The sequence below is a fragment of the Geomonas terrae genome, from assembly GCF_004791675.1.
Classification (GTDB): domain Bacteria; phylum Desulfobacterota; class Desulfuromonadia; order Geobacterales; family Geobacteraceae; genus Geomonas; species Geomonas edaphica.
This window is the reverse complement of record NZ_SRSC01000004.1, coordinates 391111-408882: the sequence shown is the minus strand read 5'-3', so window position 1 is coordinate 408882 and position 17772 is coordinate 391111. Positions and strand designations below refer to the sequence as shown.

The window sequence follows — 17772 nt, the reverse complement described above, 5'->3', positions numbered from 1 at the left end:
ACGTTCCTTCCTTCTACCAGAGTTCGATCTCGGTGAGTGCCTCTTGCTGCTGCTCGATCGCCTTTTGCCAGCAGTAGCGGTCGCGTTGGGCGAGCTTGTCGCTGCGCCTTGAGTCCACTTTCCTGCGGTGCACCGCGAAGTCCCCGTTGGAGAAGTGGATCACCCGGCCGAAGTCCCCGCCGATGTCCATGGCCTCAACGGGAATCCTCTCCTTCTCCATGTACTGCAGGATGAAGCGGCAGTTCACCTGCCCGACACAGAAGAAGTTATCCTTGGAGCTTTCCGGGTTGATGATGGTGGCCCCGCCGAAAATCTTGGCCCTCACGTGGCGCCGGTCCGTCCCTTGGGCCATCATGGCGTTGATCAATAGATCCATGGCGTGGATGCCGTAGCGACCCGCGTCGGTTATGTTGAGGGGGAGCTCCTTCGAATAGCGCGGGTTGCTCAGCATGAAGTGGTTCATGCCGATGATGCGCCGTACCGGGTCGTAGAGGCACGCCGCGATGCAGGAGCCCAGAAGCGTGGAGATGACGCAGGGGCCGCCGGTTACGTACAGCTCTCCCGGCGAAATAGTGACCCGCTCTCCGTTTTGGTACTTTTCGATCTTCATCGGGTACCTGTCTCCTGCGGGTTGTGCAGCACCGCGGCAAACTACGCCAGCACCTGCCTGATCTTCTCCCGGAGCTTTTCCATCTCAAGGGGCTTCTGAATGTAGTGCATCCCCGACTCCATCACGCCCCGCTGCACCACGGTGTCCGCGGTGTGACCGGACATGAACAGCACGCGGACCTCGGGCGCGAACTCCTTGATGCGCGCAACCATCTCCCGGCCGTTCATTTCCGGCATCACCACGTCGGTCAGGATCATGTCGATTTCAGAGCGCCTGTCGCGGCAGATCTCCATCGCCTCAAACGGGGTCTGCGACTGGATCACCTTGAGCCCCATCTCCTCCAGCAGTCTCGTGGTGAGCCACAAAAGCATCTCCTCGTCCTCCACGAGGAGAACCGTACCCTGCAACTGCTGCTCGTCAGTCGTGCCCCCCTCGGTGCTTTCCCCCTGTTCCGGCAGGCGCGGCAGATAGATCCGGAACACCGCCCCCTCGCCCGGTTCGCTGTAGACGTTGATGAAGCCGCCGTTTTGGCTCACGATGCCGTACACGGTGGACAGCCCGAGACCGGTCCCCTTGCCCGCCCCTTTCGTGGTAAAGAAGGGCTCGAAGATGTGCGCCGCGGTGGCCTTGTCCATGCCGCAGCCGGTATCACTCACGGTGAGGCGCACGTACTCGCCGGCGCGCGCGTCCGGGTGCAGGTAGGCGTACTGGCTGGTGACCTGGACGTTGGCCGTCTCGATGGTGAGGTTTCCCCCTTCAGGCATGGCGTCACGGGCGTTCACCGCGAGGTTGATCAGGATCTGGTCCACCTGCGAAGGGTCGATAAGCACGCACCAGAGTTCCTGCGCAGGATGGAAGGCGAGCTGCACATCCTCGCCGATCAGCCGCAGCAGGATCCGGTTTGCCTCCTCGATCTGACGGTTGAGGCTCACCGACTTGGGCGAGATCACCTCCTTGCGCGAGAAGGCAAGGAGCTGCCGGGTGATGTCGCTTGAGCGGCGCGCCGCGTTTATGATGAGCTCCAGGTACTGCCCCACGGGCTCGCCGTCCTCGAGCTTTCTTTTCGAAAGTTCCGCGGCGCCGGAGATGACGCTCAGCATGTTGTTGAAGTCGTGCGCCACTCCGCCCGCCAGACGACCGATCGACTCCATCTTCTGGGACTGGCGGAACTGTTCCTCCAGGTGCTTGCGCTCGGTCGTGTTGATGAAGGCGACCACGGCTCCCACCACCTTCCCCTCCTTAACCTGCGGATAGCACCAGTACTCCACCGGGAAGCTGCTGCCGTCCAAGCGCCAGAAGACCTCCTCCTCGACGTGACCGACCTTGCCCTGCATCATGGCCTTGTGCGCCTTGCACTCCGCTTCCGGCATCTTGCGGCCGTCGGGGTAGCTGTGGTGCATCACATCATGCATGTTCTTGCCGAGGAGCTCCTCGGCGCTCTGGTAGCCGAGCATCCTGACGCAGGCGCGGTTGCAGAAGGTGCACCGCCCCTCGAGGTCGATGCCGTAGATCGCCTCGCCGGTCGAGTCGAGCAGAAGCCGCAGCCGTTCCTCGCTTTCCCTGAGCGCCTCCTCCGCTTGCCAGCGCTCCGAGATCTCCTCCTCGAGCTGTGCGGCCTGTTCCTGCAGGCTTTCCTGGGCCGCCTGCCGCTCGGTGATCTCTTCCTCGAGTTGCACAGCCTTCTGCTTCACCTCTTCCTCGGCCCTTCTGCGCTCGTCGATCTCCTGCTTTAGCTGCCACAGGGCGTATCCCATGCCGGACACGAGGACCAGGGAAAGGGCTTTGAGGAGGCTCAAACGCCAGTCGACTCGGCTGGTGTAGCGCTGCACCCGTAGCATGACGCCGCTCGTTTCGTCGGTAATCGCCACCTCCTTGATGGCGTGATGGTCCGTGGTGTCGCGCTGCGGAGAGGTGGCGAGGATGCGACCGTTGGTGTCGGAGATGCTTAAGTGGTAGAGGCGGGGGCGGGTCTGCGAGATCAATTGCTGCAGCAGCCGGTCGCAGGAGTACACCCCTCCGAAGAGTCCAAGGAAAGTACCGTCCCGGTAGACCGGGACCCAGATCTCGAAGGATGGTCTTCCCTGGATCGCCTCGAAAGGACGGGTATAAACCGCCTTCCGCTGCTCGCAGGCCAAGTGGGAGGCCCGCTTGGGCTCCGGGAGGTTCAACTGCAGGCCGACGATCTGACGGTTGGGGGCAAGCGGTGCTACGTCGGTGATGGTGAAGTCGGCGTCGACCCAGGTGACGTTGATCAGCTCGGGGTGGGCCTGCACGTACTGGCTCACCCTCTCTTGGAACAGCTTGGCATTGAGCTTTCCAGAACTCCGCTCGAAGGCGAGCATCTCAAGGTAGCTCTTGTTCCCCTCAAGGGTTATCTGAAGCGAGCCGCTGAAGGTCCTGGTGCGGGAGGTAAGGTCGCTTTCCTTGGCCCTTTCGTTATTTCCCTCGGTAAACCAGACGATGAGTGTGAACACGAACAGGAAGATGGCGAACAGCACGATGCTGTAGCGTAGTGCGACCGACCGGTTGTCGGTGCGATCTTGCTGGGGCGGGGAGTAACTCGTCTTCGGCACAACTTCCTCCGGCGGGACAGGGGTGATGCACCGCTCATCGGCATTTTGGCGGAAATGTTGAGTTATGAAGCGCCGTCGAGGAGCCTCGGGCGACTTAATGATAACAGCAAAAAACGGTTGCACAAACGGGTGAACCCGCCGTTGCCGGCGGGTTCACTGGTGCTGCGTCCGTTGGTCTCCCCCTCCCGGGGATGGGAGGGGGAGGTGACGTCGGTTATGCGGGGAAGTTTCTCGAGATGTGCAGTCTCAGGATGTCCTCGAAGTCGGTTTCCTGGTCGCCGCGGTACACCATCGAGGAGCCGAGCTCAGCGGCGAGTATGGCGCAGAGGTACTTCTGCGGCAGCGTGGCGATCCTGCGGCGGTAGCGCGCGTTGTCGGCGATGAGCACCGGCAGGTGGGCGAGCACCGCACGGCGAAACGGTGGCTGGCTGAGGAGTTCCGGGCGCCCCTGGAAGAAGCGGAACAGGCGCGCGTAGTGGCCGTTGATCTCGGTGCTGATGGCGTCGGAGATCTCCGTGCACGGCAGGACCGGGTTGTCGCGGTGGCGCTTCAGGATGAGCCGCGCCTCGTCGGCCGCCCGCTTCTCGAGGATGGCGATCACCCCCGCCACGTACTCCTCCTTGTCAGCGAGGAACTCGGCATCGCTCATGAGCAGGTTAGCGATGATCTCGTAGGAGGAGGAGATGACGCCGCACTTGTTGGCCGAGGCGTCGCGCATGATGATGACCCCCTTCTTCTGCAACTGCATGCGCGCCTCGGGCGTGATGAAGGAGTTGGCCCCCTCCACGATGGCGCGTGCCGAGGGGGTGCCGTCGGCCAGGAAGAAGCGTTCCCAGTTGTTGGCGTCGATGGTCTCGGGACGCCCCCCTCCGGGGATGAAGAGGTCGGCCTCGGTAGTGAAGATGAGTTCCCCGAAGAGGCGGGAGAACTCGTCGATGGATATCCACTCCTCGAATAAACCGTCCGCTTTCATGGTCGCCTTGCGGTACAGGGTCTTAAGGCCCTCGGTGCGGCTGCCGCTTCTGAAGAGCATGAAGCCCCCCTCGTGCAGCGCTTTCGGGTTGAAGGCGTCCAGGTCTTCCTTCAGAAGGATGCGGGAGAGCTCCTCGTGGCGCGCCCCCTTGGGATCGAAGAGTGCGGCGGTGCCGTCCAGGATGAGACGGATCTGCATCCGGGGGTAGCGATCCAGCATGATGCGCATGGCGTTACCTGCCACGTCACCGTTGGGGCCGCCGGTGAACTTCACGCTGAAGGGATGGTTCACCATGTCGATGCCGAGGTCGGCCATGGTGATCTCGGCGAAGCGGACCACGCCGGTCGAGGTGACGCCGAACTCCTTGTGATTGATGCCGACCGTCTTGCTGGACATGATGCCGATGCCCAAGAGGTAGCCGCGGTTTTTCGAGATGCGCGCGATGCTTTCAATCATGGAGTCGTGCATGTTCTCGTCCGGGCCTAATTCGATCGGTTCGTCCTCGCGGTAGTAGTCCACCACCGCAGGGAGTTTCGCCACGCCGTTTTGGGTCACGAAGATGTCGAGGAAGGCGTTCGCCACGCCGTACTGCAGCTTGTAAAGCCTGAGCGTCTCCAGGTCGCGCTCACCGCTTCTCTGCAGGTCCCCCGCTTCGAGGATCAGCACGAGTTTGGATCCCCCCTCGTAGATGTCCTTGTTCTTCAGGTGCTGCGTGTGGGCGAGGACGAAGTTCTCACGGAAGATGGTGTTCGCGTTGGTGATGAAATCGTCGCCGTTTCTCGCGATCACGGTGCGCCAGCCGCCGCGGGCGATATCGGAGAAGCCTATGTGGTAGCCGAAACCGAAGCGGCTGAAGAAGAAGGTGACCCGGAAGGGGAGGGCGGGGGGAAGATCCGAGGTGAACTCCCGGCCGAGCTCGGTGAGATAAGCGGGGTCGAGCCTGAAGGCGAGCGCCTGTTTCTCCGCAACGTAGAAGTTCGTCTTCAGGGTGTGCTTTATGAAGATGAGGCAGCAGCGGAAGATAGCGCGGCGCACCTCGTCCAGGTAGCGGTGCCCGGTGTTGTAGCCCGCCACGACCTGTTCGGTCTCGGCGAGGGCGCTCGGATATATCAGCTCACGGTCGGCGGCTGCGGGATCGAAGCGCACCGAGAAAAGCTCGGTCATCTGCAGCGCGATCTCGGGGTGCGAGAAGAAGGCGCTCTTCACGTCGTCCAGGCCGAAGCGGTCCGGCTGGTTATGGGCGAGGTTTGTGTGGCAGAAGGCGATGAAGGCGTTCACGAGGGAACCCTGCCGTCCGCTGAAGGTCCCCTTGGTGACGAAGTCGCGGTAGGCGTGGGAATTCGTGGCGAGGATCTGGGTGTTGCAGAGCTCGTCCCTCAACAGGCTGAAGAGCTCGCTGCCGCGCGAGAGGATCTCGCCGTCGCGGCGGCGCACGTAGAAGGTTCCGAGGAAGATCGGGTGCACGCCGTTGGAAATGGTGAGGCAGTAGGCGCGGTTCACGCCGAGGTCGAGGCGGTTGAACACCTCCATCACCTGGAGCAGGAAGTCGTGCTGGGGCGGGTTGGCGACGGCGAAGTGGATGCGCGACTCCTTGCCCCCCTCCATCTCCTCGACGTCCAGGTAGAGCCCTCCGGCCTGGTTCCCTTTCTGATAGAGGTTCAGTACCTGGGCCAGGCGCTCGGGCCACGCCATGCGGACGTAATTCTCGTTGTTGAGCCAGATGATGCGCAGGAGGCGGTCCAGGTCAGCCATGGCGAAGTCAGGGTAGCTCTTGCGCAGCGCCTGGGCCACTTTGGACCGTATCGCGGAAGGAACCTCGGTTCCGCCCCCCTCAAGGATCTCCTTGTTGCTTTTTCTGTCGAACTCGAAGCGCTGGATTTCGAGGGTGCGGTCGCTTCCGGGGAGCGGGTTCTCCGAGTGGCCGATCATCGCGTACGAGATCTCGCGCTCGGGGATGCGGCGCAGCGTGTCGTACAGGGAGCCCGGCACGTTGGGGAGCGCCTGGATCAGGCATTTCTCCCGGTCGGCGAGCACGAGGCGGCGATTCTGGGCGAGGCTTCCCATCTCGCGCTCGAGAAGGGCCATCGCCTCCGGCTCGTCCTTCATGGCGATGAAGAAGTAAGGGGGAAACTGTTCCATGAGCCAGGAACGGTTCTCTGTAATCTGGGTGCTCAGCCTTTTAAGCTCTGCGGTTGTTGCTTTCATTGCTCTTAACTCCTTTGTCCACTCTCCCTCTCCCTCTGGGAGAGGGATGGGGTGAGGGCGTCTGTTGTCTGCGCTGATCTGCCCTGAAATTCGATTTGCTGCTTATGGCACCGCCCTCACCCGGCCTACGGCCACCCTCTCCCAGGGGGCGAGGGGGATGGGCATGGGGCCGGCTAGAACATAAGCTTTGCCAGTACGAACCCGATGCCTATCGATGAGAAGGTGGCGACGAGCCCCGGGATCATGAAGCTGTGGTTCAAGACGTAGCGGCCGATGCCTGTGGTGCCGGTGCGGTCGAAGTTGATCGCGGCGACCACGGTCGGGTAGTTCGGGATGAAGAAGTAGCCGTTCACCGCAGGGAACATGGCGATGAGAAACGGCGCCGGGATGCCGAGGCTGATACCGAGCGGCATGAGGGCCCGCACCGTCGCCGCCTGGCTGTAGAGCAGGATGGAGAGGACGAAGAGGGCGAAGGCGAAGAGCCACGGCGCGGTGGTGACCATATCCTTGATGGAGCCGCTCAGGAAGTCCATGTTCCCCTGGAAGAAGGTGTCACCCATCCAGGCGATACCGAAGATGGCGATGACCGCCTGCACCCCGGCGATGAAGACGCTCCCCTCGGCGACCTTGTGGATCTTCACCTTGCAGAGAAGGAGCATGAGTGCGGCGATGGAGAGCATGACGATCTCGATCACATGCGGCATCCCCATCTTCTCCTTGTTCTGGGCGGGGCGCTTGTCGTCGAACTTGACGATATGGTAGCCAAAGGGCGTCTTTATCACTTCGGTCAGTTCGCCCGGTTTCTTCAGTTTTGCGCACGCTTTCTCGAACTCGGGGATCATTTTCCCCTTCGCCTGCCAGCCGAGGTCGCCGCCGGTGGTCGCGGTGGCGTCGATGGAGCACTGCTTAGCGACATCTGAGAAGCTCCCGCCGGATTTAAGCTGGGCGAGCACCTCTTTCGCCTCGGACTCGCTTTTCACCACGATGTGGCTGATGCGGGTGTCGCTACCGACGCTCCACTCGGGGCGCATCTGCGGGAACGAGCCGAAAAGGACCACGAGGATGGTGCCGAGCAGGAAGAGGGCGACCGCGATCTTGGCGGTTGCCGGGGTGTTCCTGATCGCCTCGTTCACCTTGGCGGTATCGGTGTGGGCGGTGCGCGGCGGGGGAACGGTTCCCTCCTGCAGGCGCTTCTGGTATTCCGGATCCTGGTCCAGTTCCTTACCCAGCTTATTGGAGATGAAAGCGGCGATGATGACGCCGATGAAGGTGGAGGGGATACAGACCTTTAGGATGTCTATCAGTTCGACGTTGAAGCCGAACTTGGCGGCGGACCCGCCGAGAAGGCCCAGGAGCGCGACGGTCGCCGCGGCGATCGGGCTCGCGGTGATGGCCTGCTGAGATGCGATGACCGAGATGGACATCGGGCGTTCCGGGCGGACCCCAGTCTCGCGCGCCACCTCGGCGATTACCGGCAGCACCGAGTAGGCGACGTGGCCGGTACCGGCGAATAGGGTGAAGAAGTAGGTCACCATAGGTCCCAGGAAGGTGATGCGGTCCGGGTTGTTCCTGAGGATGCGTTCGGCGAGTGCTACCAGGTAGTCGAGCCCCCCGGCCGCCTGTAAGACGCCGGCGGCGGTGACCACCGCGGCGATCATCAGCATGACGTCGATGGGCGGTGCGGTAGGCTGCAGGTGAAACACGAAGGTGAGGACGGCGAGTCCGAGGCCGCCGAGAACGCCCAGGCCGATACCGCCCAGCCGGGCCCCTACGAAGATTGCTGCCAGTACCACTGCGAATTCCAGCCAGAACATGATGATTCTCCCCTCTGAGATGGTCGGACGTCCGCGCGTCCATGACCTGTACATAGCATCGGGGATGCCAAGGGGATTTGGTTTGGATAAGTGCTGTAGTTATAGGTGGTTAAGGGGCGCAGAGGAGTGACGTGTCCAGGCGTAGGGGTATGCCCGCGGGAATAGGGACGGCGGTTGTGGTGCGGAAAGGTGCGAAACTACAGCGGCTTAGCAGTCGGTATGACGAAAGGCATAGTATGCCCGCGGGCATACCCCTTTGGGGTGGGTTGACAGCCCGCTACCGACGTCCACATCCCCTATCCCTCCGGGCCTTCGCCCACCGTAGGCTACTGTCCGCAGGCGGGAGAGGGGCAGGGTGAGTGCGCCGGTAGCTGCAACTCCTAACTTCTAGGCAAAGCCCTCACCCGCCCTTCGGGCACCCTCTCCCGGGGGAGAGGGGACTGGTGGAAAATCCATGAACGGGGGAGTGAAGAAGCGGCGGTAGTGGATGGCTGGTGAGGCCGCCTTATCGTGAGGCGGGTGCGGCGGGTGCCAGCTCTCGCAGGGTGCGCTCGATGGCGGGGATGTCGCAGCCGTCGACGATTCGTTTGCCGCCGTCGAATACGATGGTCGGCACGATCTCGCCGCCGTAGCGCTCGCGCCACTCCTTGCGTGCGCTCGGGTCCTTGCGTATGTCGCGTACCGTGAAGGGGATTGATTTTGTGGTGAAATAACTTTCCACCTCTTCGCAGTAGCTTCAGCCGCTGCCGACGAACATCACGATGGTCGGGTAGGAGCGCGCGCCTGTTTCCGCCGCCGGAGCCGTAGCGCATCCCACGAGCGACGGCGCGAGCAGAAACACCGCGAAGGCCGCCACCAGGGCCATTGTCCACTGTCGCCGGAAAAGGCGGGCGACCTTTAAGTACTTTGTCATCGGTTCCTCCGCAAAATTTTGCTTCATTCGGCTGTCCCATAGAGTTTAGGGGCTTTAGGAGGACCTCCAGCTACGAAGCGCTGCACCAGCCCCGGCGTCCCCCCCTTTTGCGAAGGGGGGACAGGGGGGATTTGCCTTGCTTGGCCAGACCATAACAGCACCTGCTGACGCGGCGATCGCCCACGCTGCACAAGGAAATGACTGAAGCCCGAACAGCCGTGGTGGTCTCGTCCAAGAGGAAAGCAACTACTGAAATCCAGTTCATCCGACGGGAACCGGAAAGCAAAAAGCAAATCCCCCCCGTCCCCCCTTCGCAAAGGGGGGAGCGCTGGGTCTCGTGCAGTGCTTCGTGGACACATTTAACCGAGTTCACGACTTTCCGAAAATCACTCCCGGCGCTGCTTGAGCCGCTTGCTGAGCGTCGGCTGCGACACGCCGAGAAGCCTGGCCGCGATGGACTGGTTCCCCTCCGCCCTGCGCACCGCCTCTGCGACCAAGAGATCGATCGCCTCGGTGAAACCCGGGAGACGCTCTACGTTGAAGAAGGGATTCTCCGACGGCTCGGCGTGTGACTCCTCGGCAGGATGCGCCGGACGCTCCCCGATGGCCCGGATGAAGGCCTCCATGGAGAGGACGCCCCCCTGGTGCAGGCTGACCGCGTCGTACACCATCGCCTTCAACTCGCGCACGTTGCCCGGAAAGTCGTAGGTGGAGAGCAGCACGGCGAGCTCCTTCGGGAGGGTCGGCTTTTTCCTGGCGAACTCGGCGCAGGCAAGCTCGAGGAAGTGATCCAAAAGCAGCGGGATGTCTTCCTTTCTCTTGCGCAGCGGCGGGACATGCAGGTGGTGCGCACGCAGCCGGTAGTAGAGGTCCTTCCTGAAGGCACCCGCCGCCTGGTGCGCCGCCAGGTCCTGGTGCGTCGCCACCACCACGCGCGCCCTCATCCGCCTCGGCCGGTCGCTCCCGATCGGGTAGTATTCCCCCTCCTGCAAAAGCCTCAGAAGCTTCACCTGGGAGCTTAAGCTCAGGTCGCCGATCTCATCCAGAAAGAGGGTCCCGTCCGCGGCCTGCTCGATCATGCCGCTTCTTGCCTCGGCAGCGCCTGTGTACGCCCCCTTCACGTGCCCGAAGAGTGTGTCCGATACCATCGCATCGTCGAGTCCCGCCACGTTCACCGCAACGAACTGACCCTTCCGTCCCGAAAGACGGTGCAGCGCCGCCACGACGAGTTCCTTCCCGACGCCGCTCTCCCCGGTTACCAGGATCGGCTGCGAACTCACCGCCACCGCCTCGATGTACTGGAAGATGGAGCGCATCCCCTTGTCGCCGGTCACGATGTCGCAAAAGGCCTCCGGGTGCTCCAGCCGGTCGTACAGGAAGCGGTTTCTGAGCTCCCGGTTCTCCAGTTGCAGCTCCTTCTCGCGCACCGCCCGCTTGACCCCCTTGACGATGCGCCCCTCCTCCGAGGTCTTCACGTAGTAGTCGAAGGCGCCGCTTCTCATGCACTGCACCGCGGTCTCCAGCTGATTGAGGCCGCTTACGATGATCACCGTCACCTCGGGGTGCTCTTCGGCGATCCGCTCCAGAAGCTCCTCTCCGGAGAGGTGCGGCATGGTGAGATCGAGGAGCACGAGGCCGATCTCGTGCCGCGCCATCATCGAGAGCGCCTCGCGGCTGTCCTGGCAGGTGAGGATGTTGTTCAGCCCGGCGCGCTCCAGCGTGATGCTCATTGAGTAGAGCCAATCCGGCTCGTCGTCCACGAGGAGGATGCCGAAGGACGGGTAGAGGGTCGCACTCATGACTGCTGCTCCTTTGGCAGAGGTACGGGAAGGGTGAGACGAGCCGTGGTCCCGGCACCTTGCTCGGAGGTGAAGGCGAGCCCGCCGCCGTGCTCCTTCGCGATGCCGCTCGAAACGGAAAGTCCTAGGCCGGTCCCGCCGCTCTCGCGCTTCGTGGTGAAGAAGGGATCGGTCAGGTGCTGCAGATGTTCCGGAGCAATCCCCGTCCCCTGGTCGCGCACCTCGAGGATGACGCTGTTTTCCGCGGCGTCGAACCAGGTGGCGAGCTCGACGCCACGCTCCGGGGAGGGGAGCGCCTGGCAGGCGTTCACCAGGAGGTTCACCACCACCTGCTCGATGCGCTGGGCGCTTCCCCGCAGTTTCGGGATGTTATCCCCGAGCGATACCGTGAAGTTGTCAGTGCTCTTCTCGATCAGGTTCCCCAGAAGGCGCAGCGCCGCCTGCACCGTTTCGTTCAGGTCGAGCTCGGCACTCTTGCCAGGTTCCTGCTGCCTCGCGAAGTCCTTCAGGTCCTCGACGATGAGCTTCACCCGGCGCGACCCTTCCTGCATCTGCCCCATGAGCTTAGGCAGCACCTCGCGCATGCGGGAGTAGGGGAGCCCGCCGAACTCGAAATCGCCGTGCCGCTCGAAATGCTCCTCGAGGATAGGCTCCGCGTCCCGAAAGGCCTCCATCATCACCGGGAGGTTCAAAAGGATCAGGCCGTTCGGGTTGTTGATCTCATGGGCGACCCCCGAGACCAGGATCCCCAGCGCCGCCATCTTGTCCGCCTGCACCAGTTGCTGCTGCCGGTTTCTGAGCTCCTCCTCGGCGTGGCGCCGCTCCTCGACCTCGCGGGTGAGCTCCGCGGTGCGCGCGGCCACCTCGCGCTGCAACGTGCGCGACCAGAGGATCGTTCCTCCCACGAGCAGGATGAGCGGCAGCACCACGATGGCGCCGTACTTGAACACCTCGCTCCAGGTGAGCCCCGGCGGTTCCAGCACGCCTAGCCACTTGTTGTAGATCCTCTGGTACTCGCCGGTCTTCTTCAGGATGGCGAGTCCCTCGTTGAAGCGGGCCAAAAGAGACGCGTTTCCCTTCTTCACCGCGAAACAGTACTGCTGGGCCGATACCGGGTCACCTACCGCCTCAAGGTTCGTGAGACCCAGCTCCCGGATCAGGTAGAGGCCGGGGAGTTTCGCCATTACCGCGTAGTCGTGCTTTCCGGCGGCGAGCGCGCGCAGCACGTCGGCATGGGTGGGGACCGGGACGATCTTCGCGCCGACCTTCTTCGCCGCCAGGAACTCCTGCATGATGCCGTCGTTCAGGACGAGGACTTCCTTGCCGCGCAGGTCCGCCAGGGTGAGGTGACGGTCACCACCTTTACGGGCGAAGATGGAGTGATGCACGATGGTGTGCGGCGGCGAGAAGTCGATGATCTGCGCTCGCTCGTCCGAGAATGACATACCTTCCAGGATGTCGACGTCCCCGTTCAGGAGGTCCTTGCGCCGCTCCGACCACGCTCCCAGGCGGATCTCGACCTTGAGCCCCATGACCCGGGCCACCGCGCGGGTGAGCTCTACGTTATAGCCGTTTGGCTTGTCTTCCCGGTCAAGGAACTCGTAAGGGGGATAGCTGCGGTCGCCGCCTACCACCACCAGCGCCGGCCCCTCTTCCCCCTCCGCTGCACCACCGGCAGCACCGGCACCTGACAGGCACACTGTCAGCGAGGTGACGACAAGGCACAAGAGGGTGCTCAATATGAATCTGAAGCGGGCAGATGAAGTCATCATCGATGCAGCTTATCTGTCAAACCGGCAGCTTGCAAGCAGTTCTTCCGGCTATCACTATCAGCGTGATGGCGTTCTGTAATTATTTTTACCCAATGTATATCGCCCTCGCGGGAATTCCCTTAAGTGCCCTGATCATGCGCCGAAAACAACGATATGACATGCACCGGCCTTACCTTCGGAATTTTCCCGTCCGAAGACACATTACATAATCGAAGAGGTACCTTATGAACCTGAGAAGCAAGGTAAACGTTACTGTAGTCATAATGTTTGCCGTGGCGCTCATTGCGCTCATCGTCGCCGCCACCAGCAGTACCCGCAAGATCATGGGGGGGATGATAAGCAGTTCCCAGTTGGCGCTGGCCAATGACAACGCTGCCAGCGTCAACGCGTGGCTCCTGTCCAAAGAGGCCATTATCGCCGCGGGGGCCAAGGACCTCACCAAGGAGCAGGGGCAGTCCAGAGAGCAGATCATGAAGCTCGTGCAGCTTCTGGCCGGGGCTGGCGGCTTCTCCACGGTCTACCCCGGTTATGAGAACGGCACGTTCGTCTCCTCCGATGGCTGGGTCCCTGATGCCGGATGGGACCACCGCAAGAGGCCATGGTACGAGAAAGCCAAGAGCGAGATGAAGGTGTCGCAGACCGAGCCGTACGTCGACGCCCAGACCGGCAAGACCATCATCTCCTTCATCGCCCCGATCACCGCCGGGGGCGCCTTCACCGGCGTGCTGAGCTCCGACATCATGCTCGACGACGTGGTCAAGCAGGTGCTGAACGTGAAGGTGGGAGGCTCCGGTTACGCCTTCGTTATCGACAAGACCGGCAAGATCCTGATCCACCCGAAAAAGGACCTGGTGCTCAAGAAGAAGTTCCAGGAGCTTGCCACCGGGCTCGGCGACCTGAGCGCAAAGCTGGCGGCGGCACCGAGCGGGACGCTCGAATACAGCACGGACGGTGAGGAGAAGATCGCCACCTACGCCAAAATCCCCGCGGCCGACTGGTACCTCTGCGTGACCACAGCGAAATCCGAGGCCTTCGCCCCCGTCAACAAGCAGGTGACGACGCTGGTCGTGCTCGGTGCCATCTTCCTCGTCGGCGGCATCACGCTGATCTTTTTCGTGTTGCGCCGCCTCCTGAGCCCCCTGGGGATACTCTGCCACCGCGTCTCTGACCTGGCCGAAGGGGAGGGGGACCTCACCAAGCGCGTGGACGTGGGAAGCCGCAACGACGAGATCGGACTCCTTGCCGACAAGTTGAACACCTTCGTCGAGCACATGGGGGGGATCATCGGCCAGATCGCAGACGCCTCCCGGGCGCTTGCCTCCGAGTCCAATGCCCTCACCGCCACCTCCATGTCCATATCGGTTGGTGCCGAGTCCGTGGCCGGGCAGACCGCCACGGTGGCCACCGCGAGCGAGGAGATGGCCGCTACCGCCGCGGACATCGCCAACAACTGCCACCATGCCGCCGATAGCGCCCAGCGCGCCGCCGACACCACCCAGGACGGCTTCAAGGTCGTGAAGAGCACGGTGAACGGTATTCGCCAGCGCGGTGAACTGACCCGCGACAACGCTCAGGCGATCTCCTCACTGGGCGAGAGGAGCGAGCAGATCGGTGCCATCGTAGCCACCATCGAAGACATCGCCGACCAGACGAACCTCCTCGCACTTAACGCTGCCATCGAGGCGGCGCGTGCCGGCGAGCAGGGACGCGGCTTTGCCGTCGTCGCCGACGAGGTACGCGCCCTCGCCGAGCGGACCACCAGGGCAACCAAGGAAATCGGGACCATGATCCGGGCGATCCAGCAGGAGACCAAGTCCGCGATCGCCTCCATGGAAGAAGGGGTGAGGGGGACCGACCAGGGGATCCAGGAGGCGGCCCAGCTCGAGGGGGCGCTCGCCAGCATCCTCGAGCAGGTGAACGAGGTGACCACCCAGGTGAACCAGATCGCGACCGCCGCCGAGGAGCAGGGGGCCACCACCGGCGAGATCACCAACAACATCCAGCAGGTGACCGCCGTGGTCCAGGAGACCGCCAGCGGTGCCCAGGACTCCGCCCAGTCCGCCTCCCGTCTCTCCGAGCTCTCCGCCGAACTGCAGATGATCGTCGGTAAGTTCAAGCTGTAGCCCCGGCATGAAGTACCGCTGAAACGCGCAACGGGGGACGAGTCCATGACTCGCCCCCGTTTTTATTTCACGAACCTCCGGCGTTTACCAATGCCGCACGTTCTTCACGCGCGTTGACAGATAGTACTATATTCAGTATCGTTCAACTATGGGCACGGCGGAAAAACAACTTGAGCGAATGCGCCACAACCCTCGTGACTGGCGGATCGAAACCCTGGTGACAGTAGCGACCAGATATGGTGTCGAAATCCGTAACCATGGCGGTAGCCATCATGTCTTTTCGTTTCCCGGCATTGAACTGGCCGTTACCATCCCGGCCCATCGGCCGATCAAGCCCATTTACGTGCGTCAACTGGTTGCGCTGATAGACCAGGCAAGGAGTTGCAGATGAGCATCAAGAAGATAAAAACGGTTTCACCTCCTCACGCCTTTGAAAGGTACATGCACGAGATCTCTCCCCTCTCTCCTGAGGACGGTGGAGGCTTTCTCATCACCTTTCCGGACCTCCCCGGCTGCATGTCCGATGGAGCCACCGTTGAAGAGGCGATTGCCAACGGTAGGGACGCTTTTTCCGCTTGGGTTGCCGCGGCACACGATATGGGGAAGCCTATTCCCGAACCGGCCTCCAAGCCTATGGAACTTGTCGAAGCATCCGGTAAATTCGTCGCTCGTCTCCCGAAGAGTCTGCATGCCCGGCTTGTCGCCATGGCCCGCAAAGAAGGCGTCAGCCTCAATACCCTTGTCCTGACTCTCATCTCCGAGAGTGTCGGGCAAAGGGGGAAGCGCGTGTAGCAATCACCCATATACGAATTTAAGGACTTGCTCCAGTCTTGTCGGAACTCGCCCAAGTCTGGTCCGCCTCGCCCCGTTCCGCCCGTCTTTTCCCTTCCAGTGCTGATCATCCTGTTTATTATTCAAAAAACCGATCGAAACGATATTGTTTTTTAAATATATCAATTTGACTTTATTAGGTCGCCTTGATAGTTTCGCGCCGCACGAGATGGGCACGCCGGTTTGTTCTTCGCAGTTACTGCGATTTGATAGATGAATTCGAGGAGGAAGGTAATGAAACATGTAGTGAAGGGCATGCTGCTCATGATGCTCTGTGTGCTGGTGCTTGCCGGGTGCGGCAGCAGCGTCACGGACAAAACCGCCAACAAGGCGAAGCTCGTTGCTGCGGCAACGGAGTTTCCCAACGCGGATCTTCTGGTCTCCGCCGATTCGGTGCAGCAAAGCCTGCAGGCCGCTGACCTCCTGATCATCGACGCGCGCCCGGCTTCGGCCTATGCGGCGGGACACGTCCCTGGCGCCATCAACCTGCAGCACAGCGCCTTCTGGACCAAGGGGTCCGGCCTCAAGGATACCGACACCCTGGCCGCCCAGTTGGGTGCCGCCGGCATCACCAGGGAGCAGAAGATCGTAATCTACGACAACACCACGGCCTCGTGGGGGGCTGCCGGGCGTATCTTCTGGATGCTCGAGTACCTGGGCTGCACCGACGTCCACATCCTCGACGGCGGCTGGGACAAGTGGGCCGCCGACGGGCGCCCCACCCAGAGCGCAGCGGTGACCCGCGCCGCCGCGACCTTCACCCCCAGCGTGCAGGGCTCGCTCAAGGCGACCTCCTCGAAGATCGCGAGCCGCCTCTTCGACAACGACTTCGCCGTGATCGATACCCGCACCGACGAGGAGTTCTCCGGCTGGCAGCTTTACGGCGAAACCCGCGGCGGACATATCCCGCGCGCGGTGAACCTCCCGTACGCCTGGTACTACAACACCGACAAGTCCACCATCCGTTACCAGCAACTGAAGGCGATGCTTGAGTCCCGCGGCATCACCCCCGACAAGGAAGTCACCGCGTACTGCACCGCGGGTATCCGCAGCGGCTACGCCTACTTCCTGCTCCGCCTGATGGGTTACGCCAAGTGCTCCAACTACGACGCATCCGCCTGGGACTGGGCCGACAACACCTCGTACCCGATGGATAAGGCGACCAACTACGCCGACGCCGTCTACCCGGCATGGGTTAAGGCACTCATCGACTACCACAAACCGGGGAGCACCTCGGCCGCTCCGCCGCAGTACGCTTACGACCGTAACCACAAGTACGTGATTTTCGAAACCCAGTGGGGGAGCTTCGAGGACATGGCCAAGGGGTGGGCCGACAACTCCTACCTCCTCGGACACATCCCCGGCGCAATCCACTCGAACTCCGACGTCTACGAAAACGGCTACCCGCGCTGGTTCCTGCTTCCCGACGCCGAGCTTAAGACCGCGCTCGGGAGCATGGGGATCACCCCGGACACCACCGTCGTCGTCTACAGCGACTCGAACATCTTCGCGGCGCGCCTCTGGTGGATCCTCAAGTACGCGGGGGTCACCGACGTACGCTTCATGAACGGCGGCATCCAGGGCTGGCAGGCTGCCGGGTACCCGACCGAGACCACCATCAACAACCCGGTCGCCACCACCTACACCGGCGCAACGAAGCCCGCGCTCCTCGCCACCACCTCGTATGTCGCGTCGGTCTACAACACGACGGCGAAGATGGTCGACGTGCGCGCCGGCAGCGAGTACGCCGGCATGATCAGCGGCTACGGCTACGTGGTGAACAAGGGGCGCATCCCGGGGGCTGTCTGGGCCTACAACGCGGACGACTCCGCCGGGATCTACGTGGACGGTGACGCCACCCTGAGAAGCTACGAGGAGGTCAAGTCGCTCTGGAGCAGCCGCGGCATCGACTTCGGCCAGGAAACCATCTTCTACTGCGGCAGCGGCTACCGCTCCGCCCTTGCCTACCTCTACGCGCACCTGATGGGGTACACCAACATCCGCAACTACTCGGATGGCTGGGAAGGGTGGTCCACCAACTACGTGGAAGATGCCACCTACCTGGCGAGCCCGTCCGTCCCGGGAAGCACCGACGGCTGGCGTCAGGACCTCTCTGGCCGTCCCGTCGCGACCGGCGGACTGTAAGACGAACCCGTGCA

11 protein-coding genes are annotated in these 17772 nt (G+C 62.4%); 3 read left to right on the top strand and 8 right to left on the bottom strand.

The window, feature by feature from the left end; genetic code table 11:
- Positions 1 to 13: 13 nt before the first annotated feature.
- The 8 genes from E4633_RS17375 to E4633_RS17345 form a co-directional block, all read right to left on the bottom strand.
- Positions 14 to 610, bottom strand: a complete 597-nt coding sequence (locus tag E4633_RS17375; protein WP_135872083.1) for a chemotaxis protein CheD — start codon at positions 608 to 610, stop codon at positions 14 to 16.
- 41 nt (positions 611 to 651) lie between these two features.
- Positions 652 to 3183: a hybrid sensor histidine kinase/response regulator gene (locus E4633_RS17370; protein WP_135872081.1), complete on the bottom strand. Its 2532-nt coding sequence runs from the start codon at positions 3181 to 3183 to the stop codon at positions 652 to 654.
- Between the two features lie 214 nt (positions 3184 to 3397).
- Positions 3398 to 6361 carry an NAD-glutamate dehydrogenase domain-containing protein gene (locus tag E4633_RS17365; RefSeq protein WP_135872079.1) on the bottom strand — a complete coding sequence of 988 codons (2964 nt, stop codon included), beginning with the start codon at positions 6359 to 6361 and terminating at the stop codon, positions 3398 to 3400.
- A 173-nt stretch (positions 6362 to 6534) separates the two neighbouring features.
- Positions 6535 to 8175: an anaerobic C4-dicarboxylate transporter gene (locus tag E4633_RS17360; RefSeq protein WP_135872077.1), complete on the bottom strand. Its 1641-nt coding sequence runs from the start codon at positions 8173 to 8175 to the stop codon at positions 6535 to 6537.
- Between the two features lie 505 nt (positions 8176 to 8680).
- On the bottom strand, positions 8681 to 8896 hold the full coding sequence (locus E4633_RS21010; protein WP_407925465.1) for a glutaredoxin family protein: 216 nt from the start codon (positions 8894 to 8896) through the stop codon (positions 8681 to 8683).
- A gap of 15 nt (positions 8897 to 8911) precedes the next feature.
- Positions 8912 to 9088 carry a hypothetical protein gene (locus tag E4633_RS21005; protein WP_407925464.1) on the bottom strand — a complete coding sequence of 59 codons (177 nt, stop codon included), beginning with the start codon at positions 9086 to 9088 and terminating at the stop codon, positions 8912 to 8914.
- A gap of 386 nt (positions 9089 to 9474) precedes the next feature.
- On the bottom strand, positions 9475 to 10887 hold the full coding sequence (locus tag E4633_RS17350) for a sigma-54-dependent transcriptional regulator (protein ID WP_135872075.1): 1413 nt from the start codon (positions 10885 to 10887) through the stop codon (positions 9475 to 9477).
- Positions 10884 to 12626: a transporter substrate-binding domain-containing protein gene (locus E4633_RS17345; protein WP_246038198.1), complete on the bottom strand. Its 1743-nt coding sequence runs from the start codon at positions 12624 to 12626 to the stop codon at positions 10884 to 10886. The genes E4633_RS17350 and E4633_RS17345 overlap by 4 nt, the downstream gene beginning before the upstream one ends.
- A 257-nt stretch (positions 12627 to 12883) precedes the next feature.
- Between E4633_RS17345 and E4633_RS17340 the strand changes: the two genes are divergently transcribed.
- From E4633_RS17340 to E4633_RS17325, 3 genes are all read left to right on the top strand, one after another.
- Positions 12884 to 14782, top strand: a complete 1899-nt coding sequence (locus tag E4633_RS17340; RefSeq protein WP_135872073.1) for a methyl-accepting chemotaxis protein — start codon at positions 12884 to 12886, stop codon at positions 14780 to 14782.
- A gap of 387 nt (positions 14783 to 15169) precedes the next feature.
- Positions 15170 to 15574, top strand: a complete 405-nt coding sequence (locus tag E4633_RS17330; RefSeq protein ID WP_135872069.1) for a type II toxin-antitoxin system HicB family antitoxin — start codon at positions 15170 to 15172, stop codon at positions 15572 to 15574.
- A 273-nt stretch (positions 15575 to 15847) separates the two neighbouring features.
- A complete protein-coding gene (locus E4633_RS17325; RefSeq protein WP_162605023.1) occupies positions 15848 to 17758 on the top strand; it encodes a sulfurtransferase in 1911 nt (636 codons plus the stop codon).
- The last annotated feature ends 14 nt before the right edge of the window (positions 17759 to 17772 follow it).

What these genes read in the sequence shown, in the direction of transcription:
- E4633_RS17360 (WP_135872077.1), bottom strand. Translation starts at nt 8,175, where the DNA reads ATGTTCTGGCTGGAATTCGCAGTGGTACTGGCAGCAATCTTCGTAGGG.
- E4633_RS17330 (WP_135872069.1), top strand. Translation starts at nt 15,170, where the DNA reads ATGAGCATCAAGAAGATAAAAACGGTTTCACCTCCTCACGCCTTTGAA.
- E4633_RS21005 (WP_407925464.1), bottom strand. Translation starts at nt 9,088, where the DNA reads ATGACAAAGTACTTAAAGGTCGCCCGCCTTTTCCGGCGACAGTGGACA.
- E4633_RS17325 (WP_162605023.1), top strand. Translation starts at nt 15,848, where the DNA reads ATGAAACATGTAGTGAAGGGCATGCTGCTCATGATGCTCTGTGTGCTG.
- E4633_RS17340 (WP_135872073.1), top strand. Translation starts at nt 12,884, where the DNA reads ATGAACCTGAGAAGCAAGGTAAACGTTACTGTAGTCATAATGTTTGCC.
- E4633_RS17365 (WP_135872079.1), bottom strand. Translation starts at nt 6,361, where the DNA reads ATGAAAGCAACAACCGCAGAGCTTAAAAGGCTGAGCACCCAGATTACA.
- E4633_RS17350 (WP_135872075.1), bottom strand. Translation starts at nt 10,887, where the DNA reads ATGAGTGCGACCCTCTACCCGTCCTTCGGCATCCTCCTCGTGGACGAC.
- E4633_RS17375 (WP_135872083.1), bottom strand. Translation starts at nt 610, where the DNA reads ATGAAGATCGAAAAGTACCAAAACGGAGAGCGGGTCACTATTTCGCCG.